This is a genomic window from Streptomyces sp. NPDC058664, assembly GCF_042716635.1.
In the GTDB taxonomy this organism is placed as follows: Bacteria; Actinomycetota; Actinomycetes; order Streptomycetales; family Streptomycetaceae; genus Streptomyces.
Genome location: NZ_JBHXRW010000001.1, coordinates 201,303 through 226,573 on the forward strand (window position 1 = coordinate 201,303; position 25,271 = coordinate 226,573).

Annotated in this window: 22 protein-coding genes; 12 read left to right on the forward strand and 10 right to left on the reverse strand. The window is 72.0% G+C overall.

The genetic code is table 11. The features are described 5' to 3' along the window. Positions 1-40: 40 nt before the first annotated feature. The 3 genes from ACFWUY_RS00935 (at position 41) to ACFWUY_RS00945 (ending at position 2,504) form a co-directional block, all read left to right on the forward strand. Complete coding sequence (locus ACFWUY_RS00935) at positions 41-403, forward strand: hypothetical protein (RefSeq protein ID WP_384100518.1); 363 nt, start codon at positions 41-43, stop codon at positions 401-403. A 104-nt stretch (positions 404-507) separates the two neighbouring features. Continuing rightward, on the forward strand, positions 508-924 hold the full coding sequence (locus ACFWUY_RS00940; protein WP_384100520.1) for a hypothetical protein: 417 nt from the start codon (positions 508-510) through the stop codon (positions 922-924). A gap of 131 nt (positions 925-1,055) precedes the next feature. Next, a complete protein-coding gene (locus ACFWUY_RS00945) occupies positions 1,056-2,504 on the forward strand; it encodes an aminopeptidase (RefSeq protein WP_384100522.1) in 1,449 nt (482 codons plus the stop codon). Positions 2,505-2,646: 142 nt separating this feature from the next. On the opposite strand, the gene ACFWUY_RS00950 is transcribed toward ACFWUY_RS00945, so the two are convergent. After that, complete coding sequence (locus ACFWUY_RS00950) at positions 2,647-4,464, reverse strand: glycoside hydrolase family 3 protein (protein WP_384100524.1); 1,818 nt, start codon at positions 4,462-4,464, stop codon at positions 2,647-2,649. Between the two features lie 349 nt (positions 4,465-4,813). Between ACFWUY_RS00950 and ACFWUY_RS00955 the strand changes: the two genes are divergently transcribed. Beyond that, positions 4,814-5,380 carry an AAA family ATPase gene (locus ACFWUY_RS00955; protein WP_384100526.1) on the forward strand — a complete coding sequence of 189 codons (567 nt, stop codon included), beginning with the start codon at positions 4,814-4,816 and terminating at the stop codon, positions 5,378-5,380. Positions 5,381-5,665: 285 nt separating this feature from the next. Here ACFWUY_RS00955 and ACFWUY_RS00960 read toward each other — a convergent pair whose 3' ends face one another. Beyond that, positions 5,666-6,712, reverse strand: coding sequence for a LacI family DNA-binding transcriptional regulator (locus ACFWUY_RS00960; RefSeq protein ID WP_384100528.1), 1,047 nt, complete (start codon positions 6,710-6,712; stop codon positions 5,666-5,668). A gap of 124 nt (positions 6,713-6,836) precedes the next feature. On the opposite strand from ACFWUY_RS00960, the gene ACFWUY_RS00965 reads away from it, so the two are divergent. Continuing rightward, entirely contained in the window at positions 6,837-7,988 is a 1,152-nt protein-coding gene (locus tag ACFWUY_RS00965) for a Gfo/Idh/MocA family protein (RefSeq protein WP_384100530.1), read from the forward strand. Between the two features lie 35 nt (positions 7,989-8,023). On the opposite strand, the gene ACFWUY_RS00970 is transcribed toward ACFWUY_RS00965, so the two are convergent. Next, a complete protein-coding gene (locus ACFWUY_RS00970; protein WP_384100532.1) occupies positions 8,024-9,226 on the reverse strand; it encodes an RNA-guided endonuclease InsQ/TnpB family protein in 1,203 nt (400 codons plus the stop codon). Positions 9,227-9,276: 50 nt separating this feature from the next. Here ACFWUY_RS00970 and ACFWUY_RS00975 point away from each other — a divergent pair, with 50 nt between their 5' ends. The 3 genes from ACFWUY_RS00975 (at position 9,277) to ACFWUY_RS00985 (ending at position 11,471) form a co-directional block, all read left to right on the forward strand. Next, the gene (locus ACFWUY_RS00975; RefSeq protein ID WP_384100534.1) at positions 9,277-9,435 is read left to right on the forward strand and encodes an Arc family DNA-binding protein; all 159 of its coding nucleotides are present in this window, start codon (positions 9,277-9,279) and stop codon (positions 9,433-9,435) included. A gap of 84 nt (positions 9,436-9,519) precedes the next feature. After that, entirely contained in the window at positions 9,520-10,671 is a 1,152-nt protein-coding gene (locus ACFWUY_RS00980) for a dihydrodipicolinate synthase family protein (RefSeq protein WP_384100536.1), read from the forward strand. A gap of 26 nt (positions 10,672-10,697) precedes the next feature. After that, positions 10,698-11,471, forward strand: coding sequence for a sugar phosphate isomerase/epimerase family protein (locus ACFWUY_RS00985; protein WP_384100822.1), 774 nt, complete (start codon positions 10,698-10,700; stop codon positions 11,469-11,471). Between the two features lie 114 nt (positions 11,472-11,585). Here ACFWUY_RS00985 and ACFWUY_RS00990 read toward each other — a convergent pair whose 3' ends face one another. Together ACFWUY_RS00990 and ACFWUY_RS00995 are read right to left on the reverse strand one after the other, a co-directional pair. Next, the gene (locus ACFWUY_RS00990; protein ID WP_384100538.1) at positions 11,586-12,002 is read right to left on the reverse strand and encodes a PIN domain nuclease; all 417 of its coding nucleotides are present in this window, start codon (positions 12,000-12,002) and stop codon (positions 11,586-11,588) included. After that, positions 11,999-12,235, reverse strand: coding sequence for a type II toxin-antitoxin system VapB family antitoxin (locus ACFWUY_RS00995; protein ID WP_384100541.1), 237 nt, complete (start codon positions 12,233-12,235; stop codon positions 11,999-12,001). Before ACFWUY_RS00995 ends, ACFWUY_RS00990 begins: the two co-directional genes overlap by 4 nt. A gap of 131 nt (positions 12,236-12,366) precedes the next feature. On the opposite strand from ACFWUY_RS00995, the gene ACFWUY_RS01000 reads away from it, so the two are divergent. Both ACFWUY_RS01000 and ACFWUY_RS01005 read left to right on the forward strand, forming a co-directional pair. Next, entirely contained in the window at positions 12,367-14,592 is a 2,226-nt protein-coding gene (locus ACFWUY_RS01000; protein ID WP_384100543.1) for an ATP-dependent RecD-like DNA helicase, read from the forward strand. Between the two features lie 179 nt (positions 14,593-14,771). Continuing rightward, positions 14,772-16,061, forward strand: coding sequence for a citrate synthase (locus tag ACFWUY_RS01005; protein ID WP_384100545.1), 1,290 nt, complete (start codon positions 14,772-14,774; stop codon positions 16,059-16,061). Positions 16,062-16,504: 443 nt separating this feature from the next. On the opposite strand, the gene ACFWUY_RS01010 is transcribed toward ACFWUY_RS01005, so the two are convergent. From ACFWUY_RS01010 to ACFWUY_RS01020, 3 genes are all read right to left on the reverse strand, one after another. Beyond that, the gene (locus ACFWUY_RS01010) at positions 16,505-18,763 is read right to left on the reverse strand and encodes a heavy metal translocating P-type ATPase (protein WP_384100547.1); all 2,259 of its coding nucleotides are present in this window, start codon (positions 18,761-18,763) and stop codon (positions 16,505-16,507) included. Positions 18,764-18,844: 81 nt separating this feature from the next. Then, positions 18,845-19,069, reverse strand: coding sequence for a heavy-metal-associated domain-containing protein (locus ACFWUY_RS01015; RefSeq protein ID WP_384100549.1), 225 nt, complete (start codon positions 19,067-19,069; stop codon positions 18,845-18,847). A gap of 77 nt (positions 19,070-19,146) precedes the next feature. Continuing rightward, positions 19,147-19,836 carry a TetR/AcrR family transcriptional regulator gene (locus ACFWUY_RS01020; protein WP_384100824.1) on the reverse strand — a complete coding sequence of 230 codons (690 nt, stop codon included), beginning with the start codon at positions 19,834-19,836 and terminating at the stop codon, positions 19,147-19,149. Positions 19,837-20,023: 187 nt separating this feature from the next. Here ACFWUY_RS01020 and ACFWUY_RS01025 point away from each other — a divergent pair, with 187 nt between their 5' ends. After that, the gene (locus tag ACFWUY_RS01025) at positions 20,024-22,474 is read left to right on the forward strand and encodes an MMPL family transporter (protein ID WP_384100551.1); all 2,451 of its coding nucleotides are present in this window, start codon (positions 20,024-20,026) and stop codon (positions 22,472-22,474) included. Between the two features lie 67 nt (positions 22,475-22,541). Here the strand turns inward: ACFWUY_RS01025 and ACFWUY_RS01030 are convergent, their stop codons facing one another. Both ACFWUY_RS01030 and ACFWUY_RS01035 read right to left on the reverse strand, forming a co-directional pair. Then, positions 22,542-22,739: a helix-turn-helix transcriptional regulator gene (locus tag ACFWUY_RS01030; RefSeq protein ID WP_384100552.1), complete on the reverse strand. Its 198-nt coding sequence runs from the start codon at positions 22,737-22,739 to the stop codon at positions 22,542-22,544. A 261-nt stretch (positions 22,740-23,000) separates the two neighbouring features. Beyond that, positions 23,001-23,963 (reverse strand): sugar phosphate isomerase/epimerase family protein, encoded by a 963-nt coding sequence (locus ACFWUY_RS01035; protein ID WP_384100554.1) that lies wholly within the window; start codon positions 23,961-23,963, stop codon positions 23,001-23,003. A 158-nt stretch (positions 23,964-24,121) separates the two neighbouring features. Between ACFWUY_RS01035 and iolC the strand changes: the two genes are divergently transcribed. Beyond that, positions 24,122-25,270 (forward strand): 5-dehydro-2-deoxygluconokinase, encoded by a 1,149-nt coding sequence (iolC, locus tag ACFWUY_RS01040; RefSeq protein ID WP_384100558.1) that lies wholly within the window; start codon positions 24,122-24,124, stop codon positions 25,268-25,270. Position 25,271 lies beyond the last annotated feature (1 nt).

Here is a 25,271-nt window from a genome sequence, read left to right on the forward strand (position 1 = left end):
GCGGATGGCCGACCACCGCCCCGCGGGCTTGGATCGGGGCATGAGCCACGACCTCCGCGCCCACGCCGCCTCGCCCGTCCCGATCACCCCGCCGGACGTGGAGGGCGCGCGCCTGCGGAAGCGGGCGCTGATCGGGGCCGGGCTGCTGCTCCCCGCGACCCTGCTCGCCGGCGTCCTCGCCCTCAGCACCGAGGACGCCGGCCGCTGCGTCACCTACGGGGAGGGCTGCGGCGGCGCCCCCGGCTTCCTGTACGCCGCGAGCCTGGTGATCGCCGCCGCGGCCTTCGTGACCGTGCTGGCCGTGGGGAGCACCTCCCGCGCCGGTGTCCGCCGGGCGGCGCTGTGGACGCAGCTCGGCGCCGAGGCCGTCTTCCTGCTGTTCGTCCTCACGACGTTCGCGTAGCCGGCCGGAGGCAACCATTCCGAGGGCTCGCGCGTCGTACGCCCGTACGCCTGAACCGCCGTACGGCCGTACGTTCGTACGGCGACCCGCCCGGAAGGGGACGCATGCCCACGGACACGCAGAACGGACGACGTGGCCGACGACCGCCCGCCCGTGCCCTCGCCCCGCTCCTCGTGGCCCTCGCCCTGCTTCTGGTCCCCGGTCCTGGCCCCGGAGCCGGGACCGCCGACGCCGCCTCCGTCTGCCAGGGCCGCCCGACCAAGACGTACCGTTTCGCCACCGGCGAGCTGCGCCTCTACCGGACCCGTCACTACGTCTGCGCCGTCACCGTCGCCAAGCGCCCGGGAGCCGCCCGGCCGATGAGCGTCTCGCTCCAGCCGCGCGGCGGCCGTCCCGCCGTCAAGGCCGGACGGTTCGGCCGGCAGGCCGGGCCCGTCACCGTCCACGCCCTCAACCGCTGTGTCCGGGCGGTCGGTTCGGTGTCCGGACGGGGCACGTCCACGGGCTGGATCCTGTGCTGACGAGCCTGCTGACGAGTCGGATCCTGTGCTGATGCGAAGGAAAGTCCAAGGGTAAGGACCAACTGGGTCTGGCGGTCCACACGTTGCCCCCGCTAGGTTCGCGACACCGTTGTGAACCATGGGGAGGACGAATGCGCAAGTCGCTCAGATGGCTGGTGTCGCTCTCGGTGCTCATAGGCACCGTCGGCTCCACGGGCGTGGCCACCGCCGCGGACACGGAAGCCGACAGCACCACGTCCGTCGCCGACTCGCAGAGCACGGACATCAAGGACCGCATCCTGGCGATCCCCGGGATGAGCCTGATCGAGGAGAAGCCGTACGCCGGCTACCGCTTCCTCGTTCTGAACTACGAACAGCCGATCGACCACCGACGCCCGTGGGCGGGCACGTTCCAGCAGCGGATCTCCGTCCTGCACAAGGACACGGACCGCCCCACCGTCTTCCGCACCAGCGGTTACGGCCTGAGCACCACCCCGAGCCGGACCGAGCCGACCCGGATCGTCGACGGCAACCAGATCTCCATGGAGTACCGCTTCTTCACGCCGTCGCGTCCGCAGCCGGCCGACTGGTCCAAGCTCGACATCTGGCAGGCGGCCAGCGACCAGCACCGGATCTTCACCGCCCTGAAGAAGATCTACGGCAAGAACTGGCTCTCCACCGGCGGCTCGAAGGGCGGCATGACCGCCACCTACTACGAGCGCTTCTACCCGCGCGACATGGACGGCGTCGTCGCGTACGTCGCCCCCAACGACGTGGTGAACAAGGAGGACTCGGCCTACGACCGGTTCTTCGCGAACGTCGGCACCAAGGAGTGCCGCGACCGCCTGAACTCCATGCAGCGCGAGGCCCTCGTCCGCCGCGAGCCGCTGCAGAAGAAGTACAAGGAGTGGGCCGAGGCCGAGGGCGCCACCTTCAACACGGTCGGCACGCTCGACAAGGCCTACGAGGCCGTCGTCCTCGACTTCGTGTGGGGCTTCTGGCAGTACTACGGCGAGGACGTCTGCGACCAGATCCCGGACGCGAGGACCGCGAGCGACGACACCGTCTACGAGACGATCGACGCCTACTCCGGCTGGGGCGCCTACGCCGACCAGGGCCTGGAGTACTACACGCCGTACTACTACCAGGCGGCGACCCAGCTCGGCTCGCCCAGCATCAAGCAGCCGCACCTGGACGGCCTGAGCCGCTACGGCTACCAGCCGGCCAGCAGCTTCGTGCCGAGCTCGATCCCCATGAAGTTCCAGCCGTGGGTCATGCGGGACGTCGACGACTGGGTCCGCAAGAACGCGCACCAGATGCTGTTCGTCAACGGCGGCAACGACCCGTGGAGCGCCGAGCCGTTCCGCCTCGGCAAGGGCGCGCGTGACAGCTACGTCTACACCGCGCCGGGCGCCAACCACGGCGCGAACGTGGCCGGGCTCGTCCCCGCCGAGCGGGAGAACGCCACCGCCCGCATCCTGGCCTGGGCCGGTGTCCCCGCCCCGGCCGTCCAGGCGGCGCAGCCGCTGGCACGCTTCGACGCCCGCCTCGACAAGGCGGTCGACGAGGACGTGACCCGGGAGCACGGCCTGCGGCCGTAACTCCCCGCCGTCCGTCGTGGGCAACTGTTCCGCTGGGGCGGAACGGGTGGGCACAACGGACGGCGCCCCTTGCCGGGCCTGGACTTTCGCGCCCTGACCCGCACCACGAGTGCGCCGCCACTGGTAGTGCGGGTCAGGAGGCTCAACGCGTGTACGACAGACCGTGGCCCACCGGATAGAGCACCTTCGCCGGGTCGTCCGCGTCCTGGACCGGGACCGGGAGCCGGCCCCTCGGCTGCGCCCGGCCCGCCAGGACCCGTACGGCGGCCCGGAGTTCGACGTCGGTCCAGGAGTAGGACGCGAGCGTCGCCCGCTGACCGCCGATCCGGGCGATGTCGTACGGGTTGCGGATCGCGATCGTCACCACGGGCACCCCGGTCGCGACGAGCCGCGCCACGAGCGTGCGCTGCGGACTGGCCGCGGTGACGTTGTACGTGCCGACGACGACCACGTCCTTCCCGGCCGCCGCCGCCACCGCCTCCTCGATCCTCGCTGCCGTCGGGGTGATCCCGGTGGAGAGCGCGGTCGCGGTGAACCCGAGCTCCGTCAGCGCCGTCGCCAGGGTGGTGGTCGGCGGCCCGGTGGTCCCGGACGGCGAGGCCGGGTCGGCGCCGACGACGAGGACCGAGCCGTGCGAGGCCGGGCTCAGCGGCAGGAAGCCGTCCTCGTTGAGGAGCAGCGTCGTGGTGGCCTCGGCGATCCGGTCGGCCTGCGCCAGGTGGGCGGCGGTGCCGACCACCCGCTCGACACCGGCCCTGCTCACGTACGCGTTCCGGAACAGGCCCAGCTTCGACTTCAGCCGCAGGATCCGCAGGATCGATTCGTCGAGCCGGGCCTCCGTCAGTTCGCCGTCCCTGACGGCCTTCAGGACCGCGTGCCACGCCACGTCGAGCTTCGGCGGGTTGAGCAGCTGGTCCACACCGGCCTTCAGGGCGAGGACCGCGACGCGGTCGTCGCCGTACTTGGTGCGCACCCCCTCCATGCCGAGCGAGTCGGTGACCACCACGCCGTCGTAGCCGAGCCGCTCGCGCAGGATGCCCGTGAGGATGGGCCGGGAGAGGGTCGCCGGGTCCTCGCTGGGGTCGAGCGCCGGGACCACGATGTGCGCGGTCATGATCGAGTCGATCCCGGCGGCGATCGCCGACTCGAAGGGCGGCGCGTCGAGCTCCGCCCACTGCGCCCGGGTGTGGGTGATCGTCGGCAGCCCGTAGTGGCTGTCCACGGCGGTGTCGCCGTGCCCCGGGAAGTGCTTGGAGGTGGCCGCGACCCCGGCCCGCTGGTACCCCTTGACCTGCGCGGCGACCATACCGGCGACCGCCGCCGGGTCGGAGCCGAAGGAGCGGACGCCGATGACCGGGTTCGCCGGGTTGACGTTGACGTCCGCGACCGGCGCGTAGTTCTGCCGGATGCCGACCGCCGCGAGCTCCGCGCCCGCGATCCGCGCGGCCCTGCGGGCGTCCGCGTGCGAGCCGCCGGCGCCGAGGGCCATCGCCCCGGGCACCAGGGTGGCGGGCTCGCCCACCCGGCAGACGATGCCGTGCTCCTGGTCGGTGGAGATGAGCACCGGGACCGGGGTGCGCTGGGCGAGGGCGGCCTGCTGGATGCCGTTGGAGAGTTCGGCGATCTGCTGCGGGTCGCGGGTGTTGTGGGCCCAGGCGAAGTAGATGACCCCGCCCACGTGGTAGCGCTCGACCAGCTCGGCGGCCGTACGGACGCCGATCTCCTTGAGGTTGGCGTCGATGTCGGCCTGGTCGGGGGCGGTCGCGGAGTGGCCGTACACCCGCATCACGAAGAGCTGGCCGACCTTCTCCTCGAGCGACATGCGGTCGATGATCCGCCGGAGCTTGTGGTCCTGGTCGGCGTGGGCGGGGGTGCTCACTCCGGTGACGGCGGCCGCGGCGGCTGCGGCGGTCACCGTGAGGAGGGTGCGTCGGGAGGGGACGGGGGCGCGGTGGTGCACTGATGCTCCTTCCGGCCGTGCGAGAGTGAAGTGAAGGAAACTTCCAAGGAGTCACGGATAGCCCGAAAGTAACTGCCAGGTCAAGGACCCGCGCACGAATCGCCCACGGCGACGATCCCGGGCCGGAGTCCCTGGAGCGTACGGACCGCCGCCCGGATCGCCGGGCACCGCGCCGCGTCCGTCCGCCACATGGCGTGCGGCGGAGCGGCCCGAGGCCCTTCGCGCCCGCCCTTCGTGTCTGCTCTTCGCGCCTGCCCCTCGCGCTCGTCCGGCGCGCCGGGAAACCCCTGGCGACCCCGTCTCCCACGGCCGTATCGTCGACCGGTCCCGCCCAGGAGGAAAGGCCCGTATGACCTTCGAGCACATCGCCGTCGACACCCCCGAGCCCGGCCCCGGCGCCGTCCTGCTCGTCGGCATCCCCGGCAGCGGCAAGTCGACCGTCGCCGCGGCCCTCGCGGCCCGCTTCGCCCGTTCGGCGCACATCGAGGTCGACCACCTCCAGGAACTGATCGTCCAGGGCTGCCACTGGCCCACCCCGGACGGCGACCCGGAGGCGGACCGGCAGATCCTGCTGCGCGCCCGCAACGCCTGCCTCCTCGCGGACAGCTTCACGGCGGCCGGCTTCCTCCCGGTCATCGACGACGTGGTCGTACGCCGCTCCCACCTGGACTTCTACCGCGCCCACGCGAAGGCGGGCCCGCTGCACGTGGTGGTCCTGGCCCCCGGTCCGGACAAGGCCTGGGAACGCAACAACGCCCGCCACAAGCGCCTGACGACGAACTGGGCGTTCCTGGACGAGGCGATGCGCGCCGAACTGTCCGGCGAGGGCGTCTGGATCGACAACGCGGACCGGACGGTGGAGGAGACGGTGGAGGCGGTCCTGACGGCGACGGGCCTGACGGCGGAGAAGAACTGACGCCCCGAGGGCAGCGTCCGACGGGACCGGCGCCCGGGGTCGCGGGGCTCCGCCCCGTCCCACGGGGCGCGCCCGGGGCTGCCGGCATCCCGCCCCCGGGGCCGGGGTCCGCCGGCACCTCCGCCCGTTCCGTCGGCCCGGGAAGCACGCTCCCAGGCCGACCGGGTTCCGTCAGGACCGCCCGGATCGGGGTGGGCCGGGTCCTGTGACGGTCCGCCGCGCCCCGGGTGGGCCGGATCCCGGCAGATCCCGACCGGGCCCCGTTCCCGGTCCCGCCGTCCCGGCTCAGCCCCGCGGCCGGGCCGTCGACCCCCGCACCACCAGCTCCCCCGGGACCGTCTCCAGGCCCCCCGCCAAGGGCTCCTCCGTGCCCATCGCCAGGCGGCCCGCGCGGACTCCCGCCTCGTGCAGCGGCAGGCGTACGGTCGTCAGGGCCGGGACCGCGTCCACGGAGAACGGCAGGTCGTCGAAGCCCGCCACGGACACGTCGCCCGGAATGTCCAGGCCCCGTTCCCGCAGGGCCGCGCAGACGCCGAGCGCCACCGTGTCGTTGGCGGCGACGATCGCCGTGAGGTCCGGGTCGCGGGAGAGGAGTTCGGCCGTCGCCTCGTAGCCGGACCGGCGGTCGTACGCGCCGTGGACCGTCGGACCCTCCGCGATCCCCGCCGCCGCGAGCGCCTCCCGGTGGCCTTCGAGGCGGTGCCGGGTCGTCGTCCGGTCGGCGGGCCCCGCCGCGTAACCGACGCGCCGGTGGCCGAGGCCGAGCAGGTGCTCGGTGAGGCGCCGCGCGCCGGTCCTGTTGTCGAAGACGAGCGCGGCCGCGTTCGCGTCGCCCGGCACCGGCGGGCGTCCGCACAGCACGACCCGGGTCCCCGCCTCCGCCAGTTTGGTGAGCTTGCCGGCCGTCGCCGCCAGGTGCTCGGGGTCCTCCAGGGAGCCGCCCATGAGGATCACGGCGGCGGCCCGCTGCCGCTGGAGCAGGGTGAGGTAGGTCAGTTCGCGCGCGGGGGAGCCGCCGGTGTTGCAGACGACGGCCAGCTTCTCGCCGCCGCCGCGCCCCGACGCGCCCTCCCCGATCGCGCTCTGCGCCGCGCTCGCCATGATCCCGAAGAAGGGGTCGGCGATGTCGTTGACGAGGACGCCGACCAGGTCGGAGGTGGCGGCGGCCAGTGAGCTCGCGGGGCCGTTGAGGACGTAGTCCAGCTCGTCCACCGCCCGCAGGACCCGTTCGCGGGTCGATTCGGCGACCGGGTAGTTGCCGTTGAGGACGCGGGAGACGGTGGCGGGCGAGACCCGTGCGCGAGCGGCCACGTCCGCCAGGGTGACGGTCATCGTGTGCGTACCTCCAGGGCCCTTGTCGACGGCGATGTCGGCAGGCTAGCGTCATCCTCGATGGAAAGCGCTTTCTATCTTCGCTTCCCTCAAGAACGCGGACCACCGGTGAGAGGAACATTTCATGACACGCAGGACCGTACGTATCGCCATGAACGGCGTCACCGGGCGCATGGGCTACCGCCAGCACCTCGTCCGCTCGATCCTCGCCCTGCGCGAACAGGGCGGCCTCGACCTCGGCAACGGCGAGACCCTCTGGCCCGAGCCCGTCCTCGTCGGCCGCCGCGAGCACGCCCTGCGCGCGCTCGCCGAGAAGCACGGCCTCACCGAGTGGTCCACCGACCTCGACGCCGTCCTCGCCGACGACAGCGTCGACATCTACTTCGACGCCCAGGTCACCTCCGCCCGCGTCGACGCGCTCACCAAGGCCATCGACGCCGGAAAGCACATCTACACCGAGAAGCCGATGGCGGCGGACCTGGCGGGCGCCCTGGAGCTCGCCGGACGCGCCTTCGACAAGGGCGTCAAGCACGGCGTCGTCCAGGACAAGCTGTTCCTGCCGGGCCTGCTCAAGCTCAAGCGCCTCATCGACGGCGGCTTCTTCGGCGAGATCCTCTCCGTACGCGGGGAGTTCGGCTACTGGGTCTTCGAGGGCGACTGGCAGGACGCCCAGCGCCCCAGCTGGAACTACCGCTCGGAGGACGGCGGCGGCATCGTCGTCGACATGTTCCCGCACTGGGAGTACGTGCTCCACGAGCTCTTCGGCCGGGTCACCAGCGTCAGCGCGCACGTCGCGACGCACATCCCGCGCCGCTGGGACGAGCAGGGCAAGCCGTACGAGGCCACCGCCGACGACGCCGCGTACGGCATCTTCCAGCTGGAGGGCGGCGCCATCGCCCAGATCAACTCCTCCTGGACGGTCCGCGTCAACCGCGACGAACTCGTCGAGTTCCAGGTCGACGGCACCCACGGCTCCGCCGTCGCCGGACTGCGCGGCTGCCGCGTCCAGCACCGCTCGGCCACCCCGAAGCCCGTCTGGAACCCCGACATCCCGGCCACCGAGTCCTTCCGCGACCAGTGGCAGGAGGTCCCCGACAACGCCGAGTTCGACAACGGCTTCAAGGCCCAGTGGGAGCTGTTCCTGCGGCACGTCACCCTCGGCGAGCCCTACCACTGGGACCTGCTCGCCGGCGCCCGTGGCGTCCAGCTCGCCGAGCTGGGCCTGAGGTCCGCCGCCGAGGGCCGCCGCCTCGACGTCCCGGAGGTCTCCCTTTGACTGCTCCCCTCCCCGAAAGGGTGGGGATTCCTGGCTCAGGCTGCTTCCTGGAGCGGCGCTCCAGGAAGTCTTACGCCCTCGACACCAGCCGGGTTCAGACCAGCCCGGACGAGCATCACGCGAGCGGAGTTCTTATCCCTGGGAGAGGCAACTCCGCACGTGGTGCAGGTGTAGGTACGTTCCGAAAGAGGAAGTGCGTGCTTGGTTCTCGCTCCGCACGACGCGCGGTCCATAGTGGTGTGCGCGGGGTGCACCAGGCGGATGTCGCGCCCGTGCTTGCGGCCCATCTCGATCAGGGCCTGCTTGGTGGCGCCGATGGCGGCATCCGCCGCCTTGCGCGCCATGGTCGACTTGGCGAGGAACTTCGGGCGGAAGTCCTCCACGGCGATCGCGTCGTGGTCGGTCACCACACGCTTGGCCCACTTGCGGGCGGTGTCCTGCCGTTGCCGGACTGCTTTCTTGTGCAGCTTGGCGACGTGCTTCTTCGCTTCGCGATAGCCCTTCGTTCCGGCTTGCCCCTTGGCAGGTTTGCGTCTGGCCGTCATCCGCTGGTACCGAGCCAGCCTGCCGTGGGCCTTTCGACCGTGTTCGGCGTGGGGGAGGTCGTACGCGTCGCTGGTCGTGGTGGCCGTCTCTTTCACCCCCCAGTCGACGCCGAGCACGCGGCCGGTCCCGGCGAGCGGTTGGACTTCGACAGGGACGACGAACGAGGCGTACCAGTGGCCGACGCTGTCGCGGTACACGCGCACCGAAGAAGGCTCGGCAGGCAGATGGCGGGACCACACCACCGTCAGGACGATCCTGCCTGCCAAGTACAGCCGGCCGTCCTTGAGACGGAACCCACGCTTGGTGTAGTTCAGCGTCGGCAGAGCTTCGCGCTTCTTCTTGTACCTCGGCATCCCGGCCCGGCGGTGCACCGGCATCCGGCCCTTGACGTCCTTGAGCGCTTTGGTGCGCGACTTCCCGAAGTCGCGGATCAGCTGTTGCTGCGGCACCGAGGAGCCTTCTGCCAGCCACGGCGTGCGGCCGCGAGCCTCGGTCAGCATCCTGTCCAGTCCGGCCGGGCCGCACTTCTCGTTCTCGGCGTGGGCCTTCTTCGACCGGGCCACGCACTCGTTCCAGATCCACCGACACCGCGCCCACTCGGCTTCCAAGCCGGTGCGGGCGGCCGACGACACGCGAAGCCGGTAGGTGAACCGGGCATGCCCGGCACTCCTGACTCCCCGCTGCGTCGCCATGGTGTCACTCTATCGCCTCCTATCAGTCAGAATGACACTATTCTGGAGTCATGAATGAGACAACGCGCATCACTCTCCGCCTTCCGGCCGACCTCCATGAATGGCTGGTCGCTCAGGCCAAGTCCGCCCGCAGATCTCTCAATTCCGAGATCGTGTACCGCCTGGAGGTCGAGCGCGCCGCTGCTGAGCCGGGCGGCGAACCATCCTGACGGTGATTCGTCGCTTCCCTCCTTGCTCCACAGTGGTCCGGTTCCTCCCCGGTCTGAAGGCCGGGGCATCCTTGGAGGCGCTCTGTGATCCGCCTGCCCGAACCCGACGGCGGCGTACGGGAGTACGCCCCCCGCGCCGAGCCGCTCGCGCTCACCGCGACCGGCCCGCTGACCTCCCGTACGGTCTTCTCCGCCGCCCACGTCGTCGCCGACCCCTCCGCCGACACCAGCCCCGACTCCCCGGCCGCCGTCGACTGGGACGCCACCCTCGCCTTCCGCCGCCACCTCTGGTCCCAGGGGCTAGGGGTCGCCGAGGCCATGGACACCGCCCAGCGCGGCATGGGCCTCGACTGGACCGGGGCCGCCGAACTGATCCGCCGCAGCGCGGCGGAGGCGCGCGGCGTGGGCGGCCTGATCGCCTGCGGCGTCGGCACCGACCAGCTCACAGGACCCGCCGGCCTGGCCGAGGTCCGCAAGGCGTACGAGGAGCAGCTCGCGCTCGTCGAGGAGACCGGCTCCCAGGCCATCCTGATGGCCTCCCGCGCTCTGGCCGCCGCCGCTTCCGGCCCCGAGGACTACCTCGACCTGTACGGCCACCTCCTCCGCCAGGCGAGCGAGCCGGTCATCCTGCACTGGCTCGGCCCGATGTTCGACCCGGCGCTGGAGGGCTACTGGGGCTCCGCCGACCTCGACGCCGCCACCGAGACCTTCCTCGACGTGATCAAGGCCCACCCCGACAAGGTCGACGGCATCAAGGTCTCCCTCCTCGAGGCCCGCCGCGAGGTCGAACTGCGCCGCCGCCTCCCGGAAGGCGTCCGCTGCTACACGGGCGACGACTTCCACTACCCGGAGCTCATCGCGGGAGACGAACAGGGCTTCAGCCACGCCCTCCTCGGCATCTTCGACCCGCTGGCCCCGCTGGCGGCGGACGCGGTCAGGACCCTGGACACGGGCGACGTCGACGGCTTCCGGGCGACCCTCGACCCGACGGTCGCCCTCTCCCGGCACCTCTTCCAGACCCCGACCCGCTTCTACAAGACGGGCGTCGTCCTCCTCGCCTGGCTGGCCGGCCACCAGGACCACTTCACGATGGTCGGCGGCCTGCAGTCCGCCCGCTCGCTGCCGCACCTCGCGCGCGCGTACGAACTCGCCGACGGCCTCGGCCTGTTCCCCGACCCGGCGCTCGCCGAGGCCCGGATGCGATCCCTCCTCACGGTGTACGGAGTCCCGCAGTGAACCTGGACCGCTTCGGCATCAACCAGATGACGGTCAAGCAGCTCGCCCTGCCCGACCTCGTCGCCCACTGCGTCCGCCTCGGCATCCCGGGCGTGGGCCTGTGGCGGGAACCCGTCCAGAAGTACGGAGTCGAGGCGGCCGCCGCTCTCGTCCGGGACGCGGACCTCACCGTCACCACCCTCTGCCGGGGCGGCTTCTTCACCTCGGACGGCTGGGAGGAGGACAACCGCGCGGCGATCGACGAGGCGGTGACGCTCGGCACCGACACCCTCGTCCTGGTCTCCGGCGGCCTCACCCCCGCCTGCCCCGACCTGCCGTCGGCCCGCGCCCGCATCGCGGAGGCGATCGGGGCGCTCGCCCCCTACGCGGGGGAGCGCGGCGTCCGCCTCGCCGTCGAACCCCTCCACCCGATGTACGCCTCCGACCGGTGCGCGGTCTCCACCCTCGACCAGGCGCTGGACATCGCGGAGCGCTTCCCCGCCTCCCAGGTGGGCGTCACCGTCGACACGTACCACCTGTGGTGGGACGACCGCGCCCCGGCGGCGGTGGAACGCGCGGGCGCGGAGGGCCGGATCCACACCTTCCAGCTCGCCGACTGGACCACCCCGCTGCCGGCCGGAGTCCTCAACGGCCGTGGCCAGCTGGGCACCGGCTGCATCGACCTCCGGGCCTGGGTGGACCTGGTCGAGAAGGCGGGCTACACGGGCCCGGTCGAGGTGGAGCTCTTCAACGACGACCTGTGGGTCCGGGACGGCGTGGAGGTCCTCGAGGAGACGCTGGAGCGCTTCCTGGCGGTCTGACCGGCTCCATCGAGCTGCCCGGCCCCGGTGCGGAGGGGCCGAGGCGAGGCCGCCCGGCCGTGCGGGGCCGGGCGGCCGTGGGCGTACGGGGCGCGGCGCGCCGCCTGTGAGCGGTCACCCGCCCAGGTGCCGGACGTCGTGCTGCTCGACCCCCTTGAGAACGCGGGCGACCGTGGCGAAGTCGTTGTCCCGGTGCAGGATGGTCAACCCGTGGTGGACCGCCGTGGCGCAGAGAAGGAGATCGACGACGCCCGCCGCGCGGTGCCGGCCCTTCTGCGTCAGCTTGTACTGGGCGGTTTCCACCCATCGCCATGCGTCCTTGGGGACGCGCACGGTTCCGAACATGGCGGAGAGGGTCTCGTCGATCTCGTCACGGTCGTCCGGGCCGGTGGCGGTGAAAAGAATTTCCGCCCTGGTGGCCTCGCACATGCCGATGGCACCCGTTTCGATCTCGGCGTCCCAACGGCGGTGCGCGGCGGGATCGATGCCGAGGTGGACGTACGCACTGGTGTCGATGAGGTACGTGATCACTCGGCGTCCTCGCCGTGCTGGGCGGCCTTGCGGGCTTCCCATGCTCGGCGTGTGGGCTCCAGTTCACCTCGTGCGCCCCGCTCCGCGAGGCGCTGGTACGCGGCCCTGCGGCGATGGCGCCTTATGACTTCTTCGAGCGCCGTGTTGATCGTGTCCTTCTTCGTGGTCGTACCGAGCAGTTTCGCGGCCTCGGCGAGTACGTCGTCGTCCACGTCCACGTCGGTCACACCCATGATCACCCTCCACGTGTGTCATGCGGGAAGAGCGCCCACGTCTTATACATGAGAGCTCCGGGCCGTCGGACGCCGTCCACAGGCGCGCCTCCCGGCCCCACGGTGTCCGAGGCTTTCGCTACCTTCGAAACATGTCCAACGAGGGTCGCGGTCCGGCAGTGCTCGAAGGGGTCCTGGAGCGGATCACCTATGCCAACGAGGAGAGCGGGTACACGGTCGCCCGCGTCGACACCGGCCGCGGCGCCGGTGACCTGCTCACGGTGGTCGGCGCGCTGCTCGGGGCGCAGCCGGGGGAGTCGCTGCGGATGGAGGGCCGCTGGGGCTCCCACCCGCAGTACGGCAAGCAGTTCACCGTCGACAACTACACGACCCTCCTGCCCGCCACCATCCAGGGCATCCGCCGCTATCTCGGCTCCGGCCTGGTCAAGGGCATCGGCCCGGTCTTCGCCGACCGCATCACCCAGCACTTCGGCCTGGACACGCTCGACATCATCGAGAACGAACCCACCCGTCTCATCGAGGTTCCCGGGCTTGGCCCGAAGCGCACGAAGAAGATCGCGGAGGCCTGGGAGGAGCAGAAGGCCATCAAGGAGGTCATGGTCTTCCTCCAGGGCGTCGGCGTCTCCACCTCCATCGCGGTCCGGATCTACAAGAAGTACGGGGACGCCTCGATCTCCGTCGTGCGGAACCAGCCCTACCGGCTCGCCGCCGACGTCTGGGGCATCGGCTTCCTCACCGCCGACAAGATCGCCCAGTCCGTGGGCATACCGCACGACAGTCCGGACCGGGTGAAGGCGGGACTGCAGTACGCGCTGTCGCAGTCGAGCGACCAGGGCCACTGCTTCCTGCCCGAGGAGCGGCTGATCGCCGACGCGGTGAAGCTCCTCCAGGTCGACACGGGTCTCGTCATCGAGTGCCTGGCCGAGCTCGCCGAGGACCCCGAGGGGGTCGTGCGGGAGGTGGTGCCGGGCCCCGAGGGGACGCCCGTCACCGCCGTGTACCTGATCCCCTTCCACCGGGCCGAGCTGTCGCTCGCCGGACAGCTCCGCCGGCTCCTCGGCACCGACGAGGACCGGATGCCCGGCTTCCGGGACGTGGCCTGGGACAAGGCGCTGGCCTGGCTCGCGGACCGGACCGGGGCCACGCTCGCGCCCGAGCAGGAGGAGGCCGTGCGGCTCGCCCTCACCCGTAAGGTCGCCGTGCTCACCGGCGGACCGGGCTGCGGCAAGTCCTTCACGGTCCGCTCCATCGTGGAGCTGGCCCGCGCGAAGAAGGCCAAGGTCGTCCTCGCCGCCCCCACCGGCCGGGCCGCCAAGCGGCTCGCCGAGCTGACCGGCGCCGAGGCCTCCACCGTCCACCGGCTCCTCGAGCTCAAGCCCGGCGGTGACGCGGCCTACGACCGGGACCGGCCCCTCGACGCCGACCTGATCGTGGTCGACGAGGCCTCCATGCTCGATCTCCTCCTGGCGAACAAGCTGGTCAAGGCGGTGGCGCCGGGCGCCCATCTGCTGCTCGTGGGCGACGTGGACCAGCTTCCGTCGGTGGGCGCGGGCGAGGTCCTCGGCGATCTGCTCGCCCCGGGCAGCCCCGTACCGGCGGTCCGGCTGACCCGGATCTTCCGGCAGGCCCAGGAGTCCGGGGTCGTCACCAACGCGCACCGGATCAACGCGGGCGTGCCGCCCAGGACCGAGGGGCTGCCGGACTTCTTCCTCTTCGTGGAGGAGGAGACCGAGGACGCCGCCCGGGTCGCCGTGGAGGTCGCGGCCCGGCGGATTCCGGCCAAGTTCGGGCTCGACCCGCGCCGTGACGTCCAGGTCCTCGCCCCCATGCACCGGGGCCCGGCGGGCGCGGGCTCGCTCAACGGACTGCTCCAGCAGGCGATCACCCCGGCCCGCCCCGACCTGCCGGAGAAGCGGTTCGGCGGCCGGGTCTTCCGGGTCGGCGACAAGGTCACCCAGATCAGGAACAATTACGACAAGGGGGCCAACGGGGTCTTCAACGGCACGGTCGGCGTCGTCACGGCCCTGGACGCCGTCGAACAGCGGCTGACCGTGCGGACGGACGAGGACGAGGAGGTGCCGTACGACTTCGACGAGCTGGACGAGCTGGCCCACGCGTACGCGGTCACCATCCACCGTTCGCAGGGCAGCGAGTATCCGGCGGTGGTGATCCCGGTCACCATGAGTGCGTGGATGATGCTCCAGCGGAACCTGCTCTACACGGCCGTGACCCGCGCCCGGAAGCTCGTCGTCCTGGTGGGCTCCCGCCGGGCGATCGCCCAGGCGGTCCGTACGGTCTCCGCGGGCCGGCGCTTTACCGCACTCGCCTTCCGGCTCACAGGTCGTGCCGTCGTGTGAAAGATCACGGAGGGCTACCGGAACCGGGGCGAAGGGGGCAGGATATGAAGGTTGGCGGCACTGAGTGCCGCCGATTGGCCCAATGGTCGACCCCGAGTGCACTCTCCTGAGCCAAATGGGGGATGGTAGAGACAGTCAGGGCACCTCGAAGAAGAGGCACTACGTCGGTGAGGGATGACGTGAGCGACAACTCTGTAGTACTGCGGTACGCGGACGGTGAATACACCTACCCGGTGGTCGAGAGCACCGTCGGCGACAAGGGCTTCGACATCGGGAAACTCCGAGCCCAGACCGGTCTGGTCACCCTCGACAGCGGATACGGCAACACCGCCGCCTATAAATCCGCCATCACCTACCTCGACGGTGAGCAGGGGATCCTGCGGTACCGCGGTTACCCCATCGAGCAGCTGGCCGAGCGCTCCACCTTCCTTGAGGTGGCGTACCTGCTGATCAACGGTGAGCTTCCCAAGGTCGACGAACTCGCGACCTTCAAGAACGAGATCACGCAGCACACGCTGGTCCACGAGGACGTCAAGAACTTCTTCCGCGGCTTCCCGCGCGACGCCCACCCGATGGCGATGCTGTCCTCGGTGGTCTCCGCGCTGTCCACGTTCTACCAGGACAGCCACAACCCGTTCGACGAGCAGCAGCGCCACCTCTCCACGATCCGGCTGCTCGCCAAGCTGCCGACGATCGCGGCGTACGCGTACAAGAAGTCGATCGGCCACCCCTTCGTCTACCCGCGCAACGACCTCGGGTACGTCGAGAACTTCCTGCGCATGACCTTCTCGGTCCCGGCGCAGGAGTACGACCTCGACCCGGTCGTCGTCGCCGCGCTCGAGAAGCTGCTGATCCTGCACGCGGACCACGAGCAGAACTGTTCGACCTCCACCGTGCGTCTGGTCGGCTCCTCGCAGGCGAACATGTTCGCCTCGATCTCCGCCGGCATCTCGGCCCTCTGGGGTCCGCTGCACGGTGGCGCCAACCAGTCGGTCCTGGAGATGCTGGAAGGCATCCAGGCCAACGGCGGCGACGTCGACTCCTTCATCCGCAAGGTGAAGAACAAGGAGGACGGCGTCCGCCTGATGGGCTTCGGCCACCGGGTGTACAAGTCCTTCGACCCGCGCGCCAAGATCATCAAGGCGGCGGCGCACGATGTCCTCTCGGCCCTCGGCAAGTCCGACGAGCTGCTCGACATCGCGCTGAAGCTGGAGGAGCACGCGCTCTCCGACGAGTACTTCGTCTCGCGCAACCTCTACCCGAACGTGGACTTCTACACGGGCCTGATCTACCGCGCCATGGGCTTCCCGACCGAGATGTTCACCGTGCTCTTCGCGCTCGGCCGGCTCCCCGGCTGGATCGCCCAGTGGCACGAGATGATCAAGGAGCCGGGCTCCCGCATCGGCCGCCCGCGCCAGATCTACACGGGCGAGGTCCTCCGCGACTTCGTCCCGGTCGAGGCGCGCTAGCAGGTTCACCTGGACTGGCGGCGCCCCCGGCGAGCGAGCCGAAGGGGCGCGTCGGTGCCCCGGAGGCGAGCCGAGCCTTAAAAGGTGCGAGAAGCGCCCCGCTACCGATCCCCCCACGGGTCGGTAGACGGGGCGCTTCCCATATCCCGGTGCGGATTCCCCCCACGGGATCCGGGCCGGGCGTCTGCCGCGTCAGCAGGAGCTGCGCGGGCGGCCATGCGGTCTGCCGGGGTACGTACGGGAGGGCCGCTCAAAGCTCCCCGGTGCACGTGCCCCGGCCAACGCTTGCCAATGGGGACGTCCCCCAAGACTTCCCCATGAACGTCCCCCAAGACGTTCTCGGCATCGCCCACTTAGACTCGCGAACAGCCCAGATGGTTACCCCCCAATATCTGTGATCTAGATCTCCTTGTGAAGGTCCTGTGCGTCACGTGTGGGTGAATTCACGCGAAGCGCCGCAGCCGCAGGCTGTTCGATACGACGAACACGGACGAAAAGGCCATGGCCAGACCCGCGATCATCGGGTCGAGGAGGCCGGCCGCCGCGAGGGGCAGCGCCGCCACGTTGTAGCCGAAGGCCCAGCCCAGGTTCCCCCTGATCGTCGCCAGGGTCCTGCGGGAGAGCCGGATGGCGTCCGCCGCGACCCGCAGATCGCCCCGGACCAGGGTCAGATCGCTCGCCTCGATGGCCGCGTCCGTCCCCGTCCCCATCGCCAGACCGAGATCCGCGGCGGCGAGCGCGGCGGCGTCGTTCACCCCGTCGCCCACCATCGCGACCGTCCGGCCCTCCGCCTGGAGCCGCCGGACCACCTCGGCCTTCTCCTCGGGCAGCACCTCCGCGATCACCTCGTCGATGCCGACCTCGGCCGCCACGGCCTCCGCCACCGCCCGGTGGTCCCCGGTGAGCAGCACGGGCCGAAGCCCCAGGCCGCGCAGCCGGGCGACCGCCTCGGCGCTGGTGTCCTTGACGGTGTCGGCGACGGTCAGGGTGCCCCGGGCCACCCCGTCCCAGGCGACGTGGAGGGTGCCGGGCTCGGACGCGCCCGCCGGGACCTCGACGCCCTCGGCCGCGAGCAGGGCGGCGCGGCCGACGAGGACCAGATGGCCGTCGACGGAGCCGCGTACGCCGAGCCCGGGGACGTTCTCGAAGGTCTTCGGCACGGGGAGCTCCCCGCAGCGCTCGGCGGCGCCGGCGGCGACCGCGCGGGCCACCGGGTGCTCGGAGGAGTGCTCCAGGGCGCCCGCGAGCCGCAGCAGCCGGGCCTCGTCGGTGGCGTCGGTGCCGTACTTCCCGCCGTACACGCGCACTCCCACGAGTCGCATCCGGCCGGTGGTGACCGTCCCCGTCTTGTCGAGGACGACCGTGTCGACGCGGCGGGTGGATTCCAGGACCTCGGGGCCCTTGATGAGGATGCCGAGCTGGGCGCCGCGCCCTGTGCCGACCATGAGGGCGGTCGGGGTGGCGAGGCCCAGGGCGCAGGGGCAGGCGATGATCAGGACGGCGACGGCGGCGGTGAACGCGGCGGTCGGGTCGTCGGTCACGAGCAGCCAGGTGACGAGGGTGCCGAGCGCGATGAGGAGCACCACGGGGACGAACACGGCGGAGACCCGGTCGGCGAGCCGCTGCACCTCGGCCTTGCCGTTCTGGGCGTCCTCGACGAGCTTCGCCATCCGGGCGAGCCGGGTCTCGGTGCCGACCCGGGTGGCCCGGACGACCAGCCGGCCGGAGACGTTGACGCAGCCGCCGGTGACGCTGTCGCCCTCGGTGACGTCGAGCGGCAGGGACTCGCCGGTGAGCAGGGAGGCGTCGACCGCCGACGCGCCGTCGGTGACGGTGCCGTCGGTGGCGATCTTCTCTCCCGGGCGTACGACGAAGAGGTCGCCGGTCCGCAGCGCGGCGACCGGGATCCGTACCTCCGTGCCTTCCCGGAGGGCGGCCACGTCCTTGGCGCCGAGCTCCATCAGGGCCCGGAGCGCCGCGCCCGCCTTCCGCTTGGCGCGGGCCTCCAGGTAGCGGCCGAGCAGGATGAAGGTGACGACTCCGGCCGCGACCTCCAGGTAGATCGCGGAGGCGCCGTCGGCGCGGTCCACGGTCAGGTCGAAGCCGTGCCGCATGCCGGGCATGCCCGCGTCGCCGAGGAAGAGGGCCCAGAGGGACCAGCCGAAGGCGGCGAGGGTGCCGAGGGAGACGAGGGTGTCCATGGTGGCGGCGCCGTGCCGGAGGTTGGTCCAGGCGGCCCGGTGGAAGGGCAGCCCGCCCCAGACGACGACGGGGGCGGCGAGGGTGAGCGAGAGCCACTGCCAGTTGTCGAACTGGAGGGCCGGGGCCATGGCGAGCAGGACGACGGGCGCGGCGAGGAGCGCGGAGACGGTGAGCCGCTGCCGGAGGGAGGCGAGTCCGGGGTCCGGCTGTTCCGGTGCCCCCGGTTCTCCTTCCGGCGCCTCCGGTTCTCCTTCCGGCTCCGGAGGCGGGGGTTCCTCGGCGGTGTAGCCGGTCTTCACGACGGTGGCGATCAGCTCGTCGACACCGACCTCCGGCGGGTGCTCGATCCGCGCCTTCTCCGTGGCGTAGTTGACGGTCGCGGTCACCCCGTCCATGCGGTTGAGCTTCTTCTCGACGCGGGCCGCGCAGGAGGCGCAGGTCATCCCGCCGATCGTCAGCTCGGTGACGGCGGGGTCCGTGACGGTGGGGGTGGAGGTCATGTGCGTTCCGGAAGGTGCTGGAAAGGGAGCAGGGCCGTACCCGGTAAAGGTACGGCCCTGCGGGGCGGTGCGGGCGAGCGGTCAGACCAGCTCGTAGCCGGCCTCGTCGACGGCGGCGCGCACGGCCTCCTCGTCGAGGGGGGCGGTGGAGACGACGGTCACCTGCCCGGTGGCGGCGACGGCCGTGACCGAGGAGACGCCGGGCAGTTCGGAGATCTCGGCGGAGACGGCGCCCTCGCAGTGGCCGCAGGTCATGCCCTTGACCTGGTAGACGGTGGTGAGTTCGGTCTTCGTCTCTGCGGTCATGGCGGTTCTCCTCGTGGGTTCCGGGCCGTACACACCGAATTATACCCCTAGGGGGTATGAAATCCAGTCGGCGCCCGTCACGGCGTGGCGAGCGGCCCGGCGGTCAGCGGGGTGAGGTAGCGGAGCAGGAGGGTCTTCAGCTCGGCGATCATGGCGTCCCGCTCGGGACCCTCGGGCGCGGCGAGCACGAGGTCCAGGCCGCCCTTGAAGGTCGCGAAGGTCATGTCGGCGACGCGGGCGCGGTCGCGCGCGGGTACGCCGGGGGCGTAGTGGGCGATCACCTCCTGTACCCGGGCGAGCAGGGAGACGTGCAGGGCGTCGTGCTCCTCGGCGATCCGGCCGGGCGCGTCGGAGCCGTGCATCAGGGCGAGGAAGGCCGGGTTCGCGCAGTTGAACTCGATCATCGGGTCGACCACGGCGTCGAGCAGCTCGGGCAGCGGCAGCGCCAGGTTCTCCGGGGTGAACGCCTGGCCGTGGGCCTCGCGCATCTGGTGCAGGAGGCGCTCGCCGAGCTCGATCGCGATGGCCTCCTTGTTCGGGAAGTACTGGTAGAGCGTGCCGGGCGAGACGTGGGCCTCGCGCGCGATGGCGTTGGTGCTCGCCGCCGTGTAGCCGTTCGCGCAGAAGACGTTCGCGGCGGCCTGGAGCAGCTGCGCGATGCGGCGCTCGCCGCGCGCCTGGCGGCGGCGTGGCTTCGGCTCTTCGGGCTCTTCGGGTGCGATGTCGGACACGTCCCCGGACACGGTTCCGGGCACGCCGTCGGCCATGTCTTCGGGCATGTCTTCGGACATGACTGTCCCCAGCTTTCCTCAACGCGTTTGACAAATGCGAGAGGTCGCTCGCATTCTTGAGAAACGCGAGTGATCACTCGTGTTTGCCAGTCTATGGCAACGGGCGACCCATGTGACCTGCCGGGAAGCGAGCACACGGGTCAGGTGAAGGGGACACCTCGTCATGGCCGAAGTCAAGAAAACAGCGTCCGGCGGGGCCGCGCGGGGGAGCGGGGCCCCGAGCGGCCCCGGAGGGTGGACGCGGTTCGTCACCGCCCGGCCGCGCCTCACGCTCCTCGTGGCCCTCGTCCTCACCGCCCTCGCCGTCCTCGCCGGCGGCGGGGTCGCCGACCGCATGGGCAGCGGCGGCTGGGAGGACCCGGCCGCCGAGTCCACGTACGCGACGAAGGTCCTGGAGCACCGCTTCCCCGGCTCCCAGCCCAATCTGCTCCTGCTCGTGGACGCCGGACCGGCCGGCGTCGACGCCCCGGCGGTCGCCGCCGAGGCCCGCGGGCTCGCCGGGCGGCTCGCCGCCGAGCCGGGCGTCGACGGCGTCGGCTCCTACTGGTCCACCGGCTCGCCCGCCCTCCGCTCCGAGGACGGCGGGCAGGCCGTGATCGCCGCCCGTATCGCCGGCGAGGAGAAGGACGCCGCCGCGGTCCTCGACCGGATCGCCCCCGAGTACCGGGGCGCGCACGGCCCCGTCGAGGTCTCCCTCGGCGGCGGGCTCGCCGTCCGCCACGAGATGCAGCAGGTCATCCAGGAGGACCTGCTGAGGGCCGAGCTCATCGCCCTGCCCCTCACCCTCGTCCTCCTCGTCATGGTCTTCGGCAGCGCCGTCGCCGCCCTGCTGCCGCTCGGCGTCGGGATCGTCGCCGTCCTCGGCACCAACGCGGTCCTGCGCGGCATCACCGAGTTCACGGACGTCTCCGTCTTCGCCCAGAACCTGACGACCGCCCTCGGGCTCGGACTCGCCATCGACTACGCCCTGTTCGTCGTCCGCCGCTACCGCGAGGAGCTCGCCGCCGGGGCCGACACGTACACCGCGGTGCGCACCACCCTGCGCACCGCCGGGCGGACCGTGCTCTTCTCCGCCCTGACCGTCGCCGTCTCGCTCGCCGCGATGCTGGTCTTCCCGCAGTACTTCCTGCGCTCCTTCGCGTACGCCGGGATCGCCGTGGTCCTGCTCGCGGCGACCGCGGCGCTCACCCTGCTGCCGGCGGCCCTCGTCCTGCTCGGCGACCGGGTCAACGCGCTCGACCTGCGGCGACTCCTCCGCCGCGGCCGCACTCCCCGGGGAAGCGCGGCCGGGTTCGGCGGCGCGGGTGCGCGGCGTGAAGACGGCGGCGCGGGCGTACGGGACGACAGCGGCGCGGGCGCGCGTGAAGGCGACGGCGCGGGTACGGTCGGCGGCGCGGGCGCGCGTGGAGGGGGTGAAGGCGCGGGCTGGGCGCGGGTCGCCGCGCTCGTGATGCGCAGGGCACCCGTCTTCGCCGGCCTCACCACCGCCGGACTCGTGCTCCTCGGGCTGCCGTTCCTCGGCGTCGAGTTCGGTACCGCCGACGACCGCCAGCTCCCCGTCACCGCCTCCTCCCGGGTCGTCCAGGACCAGCTGCGGGACGGCTTCCCCGGCGACCCCGGCGGCGGGATCACCGTCCTCGCCGAGGGCCCTGCCACCCCCGCGCAGTACGCGGCCTACCGCGAGCGGATCACCCTCCTCGACGGCGTCGCACGGGCCGACGGGCCGGTGACCTCCGCCGACGGCGGCCACGCCTACTTCACCGTCGTGCCCGAGGGCGAGGCCGTCGGCGCGGAGGCCCGGCGGACCGTGACCGAACTGCGCGCCGCACCCGCCCCGTTCGGGACCTCCGTCACCGGGCAGGCCGCCGTCCTCGTCGACTCCAAGGACGCCCTCGCCGAGCGGCTGCCCTGGGCGGCGGCCGTCATCGTCCTCGTCACGCTGCTGCTCGTCTTCCTGCTCACCGGCAGCGTCCTCATCCCCGTCCAGGCCGTCCTCCTCAACGCCCTCAGCCTCACCGCGATGTTCGGTGCGGTCGTCTGGGTCTTCCAGGACGGCCACCTCTCCGGCCTCCTCGGCTTCACCCCCACCGGGGACATCGAGACCACCCTGCCCGTCCTCATGTTCTGCGTGGCCTTCGGGCTCTCCATGGACTACGGGGTGTTCCTGCTCTCCCGCGTCAAGGAGGAGTACGACGCCACCGGCGACCACGAGCACTCCGTCCGCTTCGGCCTGCGCCACACCGGTGGGCTCATCACCGCCGCCGCCGTGATCCTCGCCCTCGTCATGGTCGCCATCGGCACCTCCCGCGTCACCAACACCAAGATGCTCGGCCTCGGCGTCGCCCTCGCCGTCCTCATGGACGCCATGGTGGTCCGCAGCCTCCTCGTCCCCTCCGTGATGAAACTGACCGGCCGCCTCACCTGGTGGGCCCCCGGCCCCCTGCGGCGCTTCCACGACCGCTTCGGCGTCAGCGAGTCGGACGGGGGCGGCTCCGGGCGGCCCTCGGAGACCGAAGGGACGCCCGAGGTGCCCGAGGTGCCGGACGCGACCGAGGTGACCGAGGCGACCGAGGGGTTCGACGGGCGGCGCGAGGCCGCTTCCCTGCGCAGATGAGAAAGCGGGCCGCCGGGCCCCGGAGCGTTCCGGGGCCCGGCGGCCTCGCCGCGACCGCTGCCTCGGGTCAGCCGCGGCGGCCCCGGTTGCCGGGGCGGGCGGCGACCCAGGCGCGGATCGTGTCCGGGTACCAGTAGGGCTTGCCCGATTCCACGTGGTCGGGGGCCGGTAGCAGTCCGTGCTTCCGGTAGGAGCGGACCGTGTCGGCCTGCACCCGGATGTGTGTGGCGATGTCCTTGTACGACCAGAGCCTCTTGTCCGTCATGCCTGGTACCTCCCTGCGCACCGCGCAGCGGCGGCGGGGGTGCCGTTCGGGGGCGCTGCGGGCGGGCGTTGGCGATCACTGAGCCTGTGCCCCTGCAACGACCGCTCCGGACCGGAGGGGGACGCCTGTCGAGCGCCTGTGACGGAAAACCCGCGTAACGGAGATATGCGTGACGCGGAAGGGATGTGTGTGACGAAACAGATGTATCAGCGGACCGGTGTGTCCCCGCACGTCACCCCAGGTCGGGGAGGTATGCGCCGGTCACACGCCGCAGGAGCGCAGGAAGCGACGGGTGCGCGCCGCGATGGGGTACGGGACGTCCGGCTCGCACGGGTACATGTCCTGCTCGACGATCGCGAACAGGTCCACGTCCAGGGCCTCCGCGGCGGCCAGGACGGGTTCGAGGGCGGGCACCCCGGACGGCGGCTCGCACATCACGCCCCGCGCCACCGCCGGCCCGAACGGCACCTCCTCGGCCACCACCCCGGCCAGGACCTCCGGGTCGACCTGCTTGAGGTGGAGGTAGCCGATCCGCTCGCCGTACGTCTCGATCAGCTTGACGCTGTCCCCGCCCGCGTACGCGTAGTGCCCGGTGTCCAGGCAGAGCGAGACCGCCTCCGCGTCGGTGGCGTCGAGGAAGCGGGTGACGCTCTTCTCGCCGTCGAGATGGGTGTCGGCGTGCGGATGGACGACGATCCGCAGCCCGTACCGCTCGCGCACCTCCCGGCCCAGACGCTCGGTGAGGCGCGTCAGGTCCCGCCACTGCCCGGAGGTGAGCGTCCGCTCCTCCAGGACCTCGCCCGTGCGGTCGTCCCGCCAGAAGGACGGGATGACGACGAGATGGTCCGCGCCCATGGCCTGCGCGAGGGCCGCGTTCTCGGCGACGTGCGCCCAGGTGCGGTCCCAGACCCCGGGGCCGCGATGGAGGCCGGTGAAGACCGTCCCCGCCGAGACCCGGAGACCGCGCCGCGAGGTCTCCTCCATGAGGACGGCCGGGTCGGTGGGCAGATAGCCGTACGGACCGAGCTCGATCCACTCGTAACCCGCGCCGGACACCTCGTCGAGGAAGCGCCACCAGGGCACCTGCCGGGGGTCGTCGGGGAACCACACCCCCCAGGAGTCCGGGGCGGAACCGACCCGGATCCGGGACGGCCGCGGGGATGCCCCCGGGGTCTCCCGGGACGTCCGTGCGGGCGGTGACGGCTGCGGCGACGGCTTCGTCATGCCTGCCACCTTGACCGGGGCCGGCGAGCAGCGTCAAGCAGGCCACTCCGTCCCACCCGGTCGTCCGAATGTCCGGACATGTCGTTGACACGCCTCCGGGCGGCCGGTTAGACCTGGGTGCGGGCAGACCCGGGCGGGGCCGAGCCGAGAGGTGGCACGTGGAGACGGAGCCGTACGACCTGATCACCATGGGGCGCCTCGGCGTGGACCTCTACCCGCTCCAGACCGGCGTCGGGCTCGACCGGGTCGAGACCTTCGGCAAGTTCCTCGGCGGCTCCCCGGCCAACGTGGCGGTCGCCGCCGCCCGGCTCGGCCGCCGCACCGCCCTCGTCTCCCGCACCGGCGCCGACCCCTTCGGCACCTATCTGCGCCGCGAGCTCAAGGGCTTCGGGGTGGACGACCGCTGGGTGGCCGAGGTCGAGGAGCACCCCACGCCCGTCACCTTCTGCGCCCTCTTCCCGCCCGACGACTTCCCGCTCACCTTCTACCGCCGGCCCAAGGCCCCCGACCTGGAGATCCACCCGCACGAGCTCGACCTCGACGCGATCCGCGCCGCCCGGGTCTTCTGGGCGACCGGCACCGGCCTGAGCGCCGAGCCGAGCCGGGCCGCGACCCTGGAGGCGCTGCGGGCCAGGTCCGGCCGGGAGGTGACGGTCCTCGACCTGGACTGGCGGCCCGTGTTCTGGACGGACCCGGCGGCGGCCCGCCCGTACTACGCGGAGGCACTGCGGCACGCGACCGTCGCCGTCGGCAACCTCGACGAGTGCGAGGTGGGGACGGGGGAGCGCGAGCCGTACGCGGCGGCCCGCGCCCTGCTGGCCTCCGGCAGCGGGCACGGCCTCCGGCTCGCCGTGGTCAAGCAGGGCCCCCGGGGCGTCCTCGCGCTCGCCGCCGACGGGACGTGCGCCGAGGTGCCGCCGCTGCCGGTGGAGGTCGTCAACGGCCTGGGGGCGGGCGACGCGTTCGGCGGGGCGCTCGTCCACGGGCTGCTCGCCGGCTGGGACCTCACCACGGTCCTGCGGCACGCCAACGCCGCCGGCGCGATCGTCGCGGGCCGCCTCGCCTGCTCGTCCGCCATGCCGTACGCCCGGGAGATCGCCGAGGCCCTCGCCACGGGCAGCGGAACCCTGCCGGAGACCGCGAGCGCCTCCCCGCCGGACACCTCCCTGCCAGGTGCCTCCCTGCCGAACACCTCCCTGCCGAACACCTCCCTGCCGGGCGCCTCCCTGCCGGGCGCCTCCCCGCCCGAGAGCGGCGGCGGCGCCCTTCCAGGGTCCGGTCAGGGGACTCCGCCGGAGAACGGGTAGG

Coding starts and splice junctions, on each gene's coding strand:
- ACFWUY_RS00985 (WP_384100822.1), top strand. CDS start 10,698: ATGACGGTCAAGCAGCTCGCCCTGCCCGACCTCGTCGCCCACTGCGTC.
- ACFWUY_RS01000 (WP_384100543.1), top strand. CDS start 12,367: ATGTCCAACGAGGGTCGCGGTCCGGCAGTGCTCGAAGGGGTCCTGGAG.
- ACFWUY_RS00935 (WP_384100518.1), top strand. CDS start 41: ATGAGCCACGACCTCCGCGCCCACGCCGCCTCGCCCGTCCCGATCACC.
- ACFWUY_RS01020 (WP_384100824.1), bottom strand. CDS start 19,836: ATGGCCGACGGCGTGCCCGGAACCGTGTCCGGGGACGTGTCCGACATC.
- ACFWUY_RS00945 (WP_384100522.1), top strand. CDS start 1,056: ATGCGCAAGTCGCTCAGATGGCTGGTGTCGCTCTCGGTGCTCATAGGC.
- ACFWUY_RS01010 (WP_384100547.1), bottom strand. CDS start 18,763: ATGACCTCCACCCCCACCGTCACGGACCCCGCCGTCACCGAGCTGACG.
- ACFWUY_RS01035 (WP_384100554.1), bottom strand. CDS start 23,963: ATGACGAAGCCGTCGCCGCAGCCGTCACCGCCCGCACGGACGTCCCGG.
- ACFWUY_RS00955 (WP_384100526.1), top strand. CDS start 4,814: ATGACCTTCGAGCACATCGCCGTCGACACCCCCGAGCCCGGCCCCGGC.
- ACFWUY_RS00970 (WP_384100532.1), bottom strand. CDS start 9,226: ATGGCGACGCAGCGGGGAGTCAGGAGTGCCGGGCATGCCCGGTTCACC.
- ACFWUY_RS00940 (WP_384100520.1), top strand. CDS start 508: ATGCCCACGGACACGCAGAACGGACGACGTGGCCGACGACCGCCCGCC.
- ACFWUY_RS00965 (WP_384100530.1), top strand. CDS start 6,837: ATGACACGCAGGACCGTACGTATCGCCATGAACGGCGTCACCGGGCGC.
- ACFWUY_RS01030 (WP_384100552.1), bottom strand. CDS start 22,739: ATGACGGACAAGAGGCTCTGGTCGTACAAGGACATCGCCACACACATC.
- ACFWUY_RS00975 (WP_384100534.1), top strand. CDS start 9,277: ATGAATGAGACAACGCGCATCACTCTCCGCCTTCCGGCCGACCTCCAT.
- ACFWUY_RS00995 (WP_384100541.1), bottom strand. CDS start 12,235: ATGGGTGTGACCGACGTGGACGTGGACGACGACGTACTCGCCGAGGCC.
- ACFWUY_RS01015 (WP_384100549.1), bottom strand. CDS start 19,069: ATGACCGCAGAGACGAAGACCGAACTCACCACCGTCTACCAGGTCAAG.
- ACFWUY_RS00960 (WP_384100528.1), bottom strand. CDS start 6,712: ATGACCGTCACCCTGGCGGACGTGGCCGCTCGCGCACGGGTCTCGCCC.
- ACFWUY_RS01025 (WP_384100551.1), top strand. CDS start 20,024: ATGGCCGAAGTCAAGAAAACAGCGTCCGGCGGGGCCGCGCGGGGGAGC.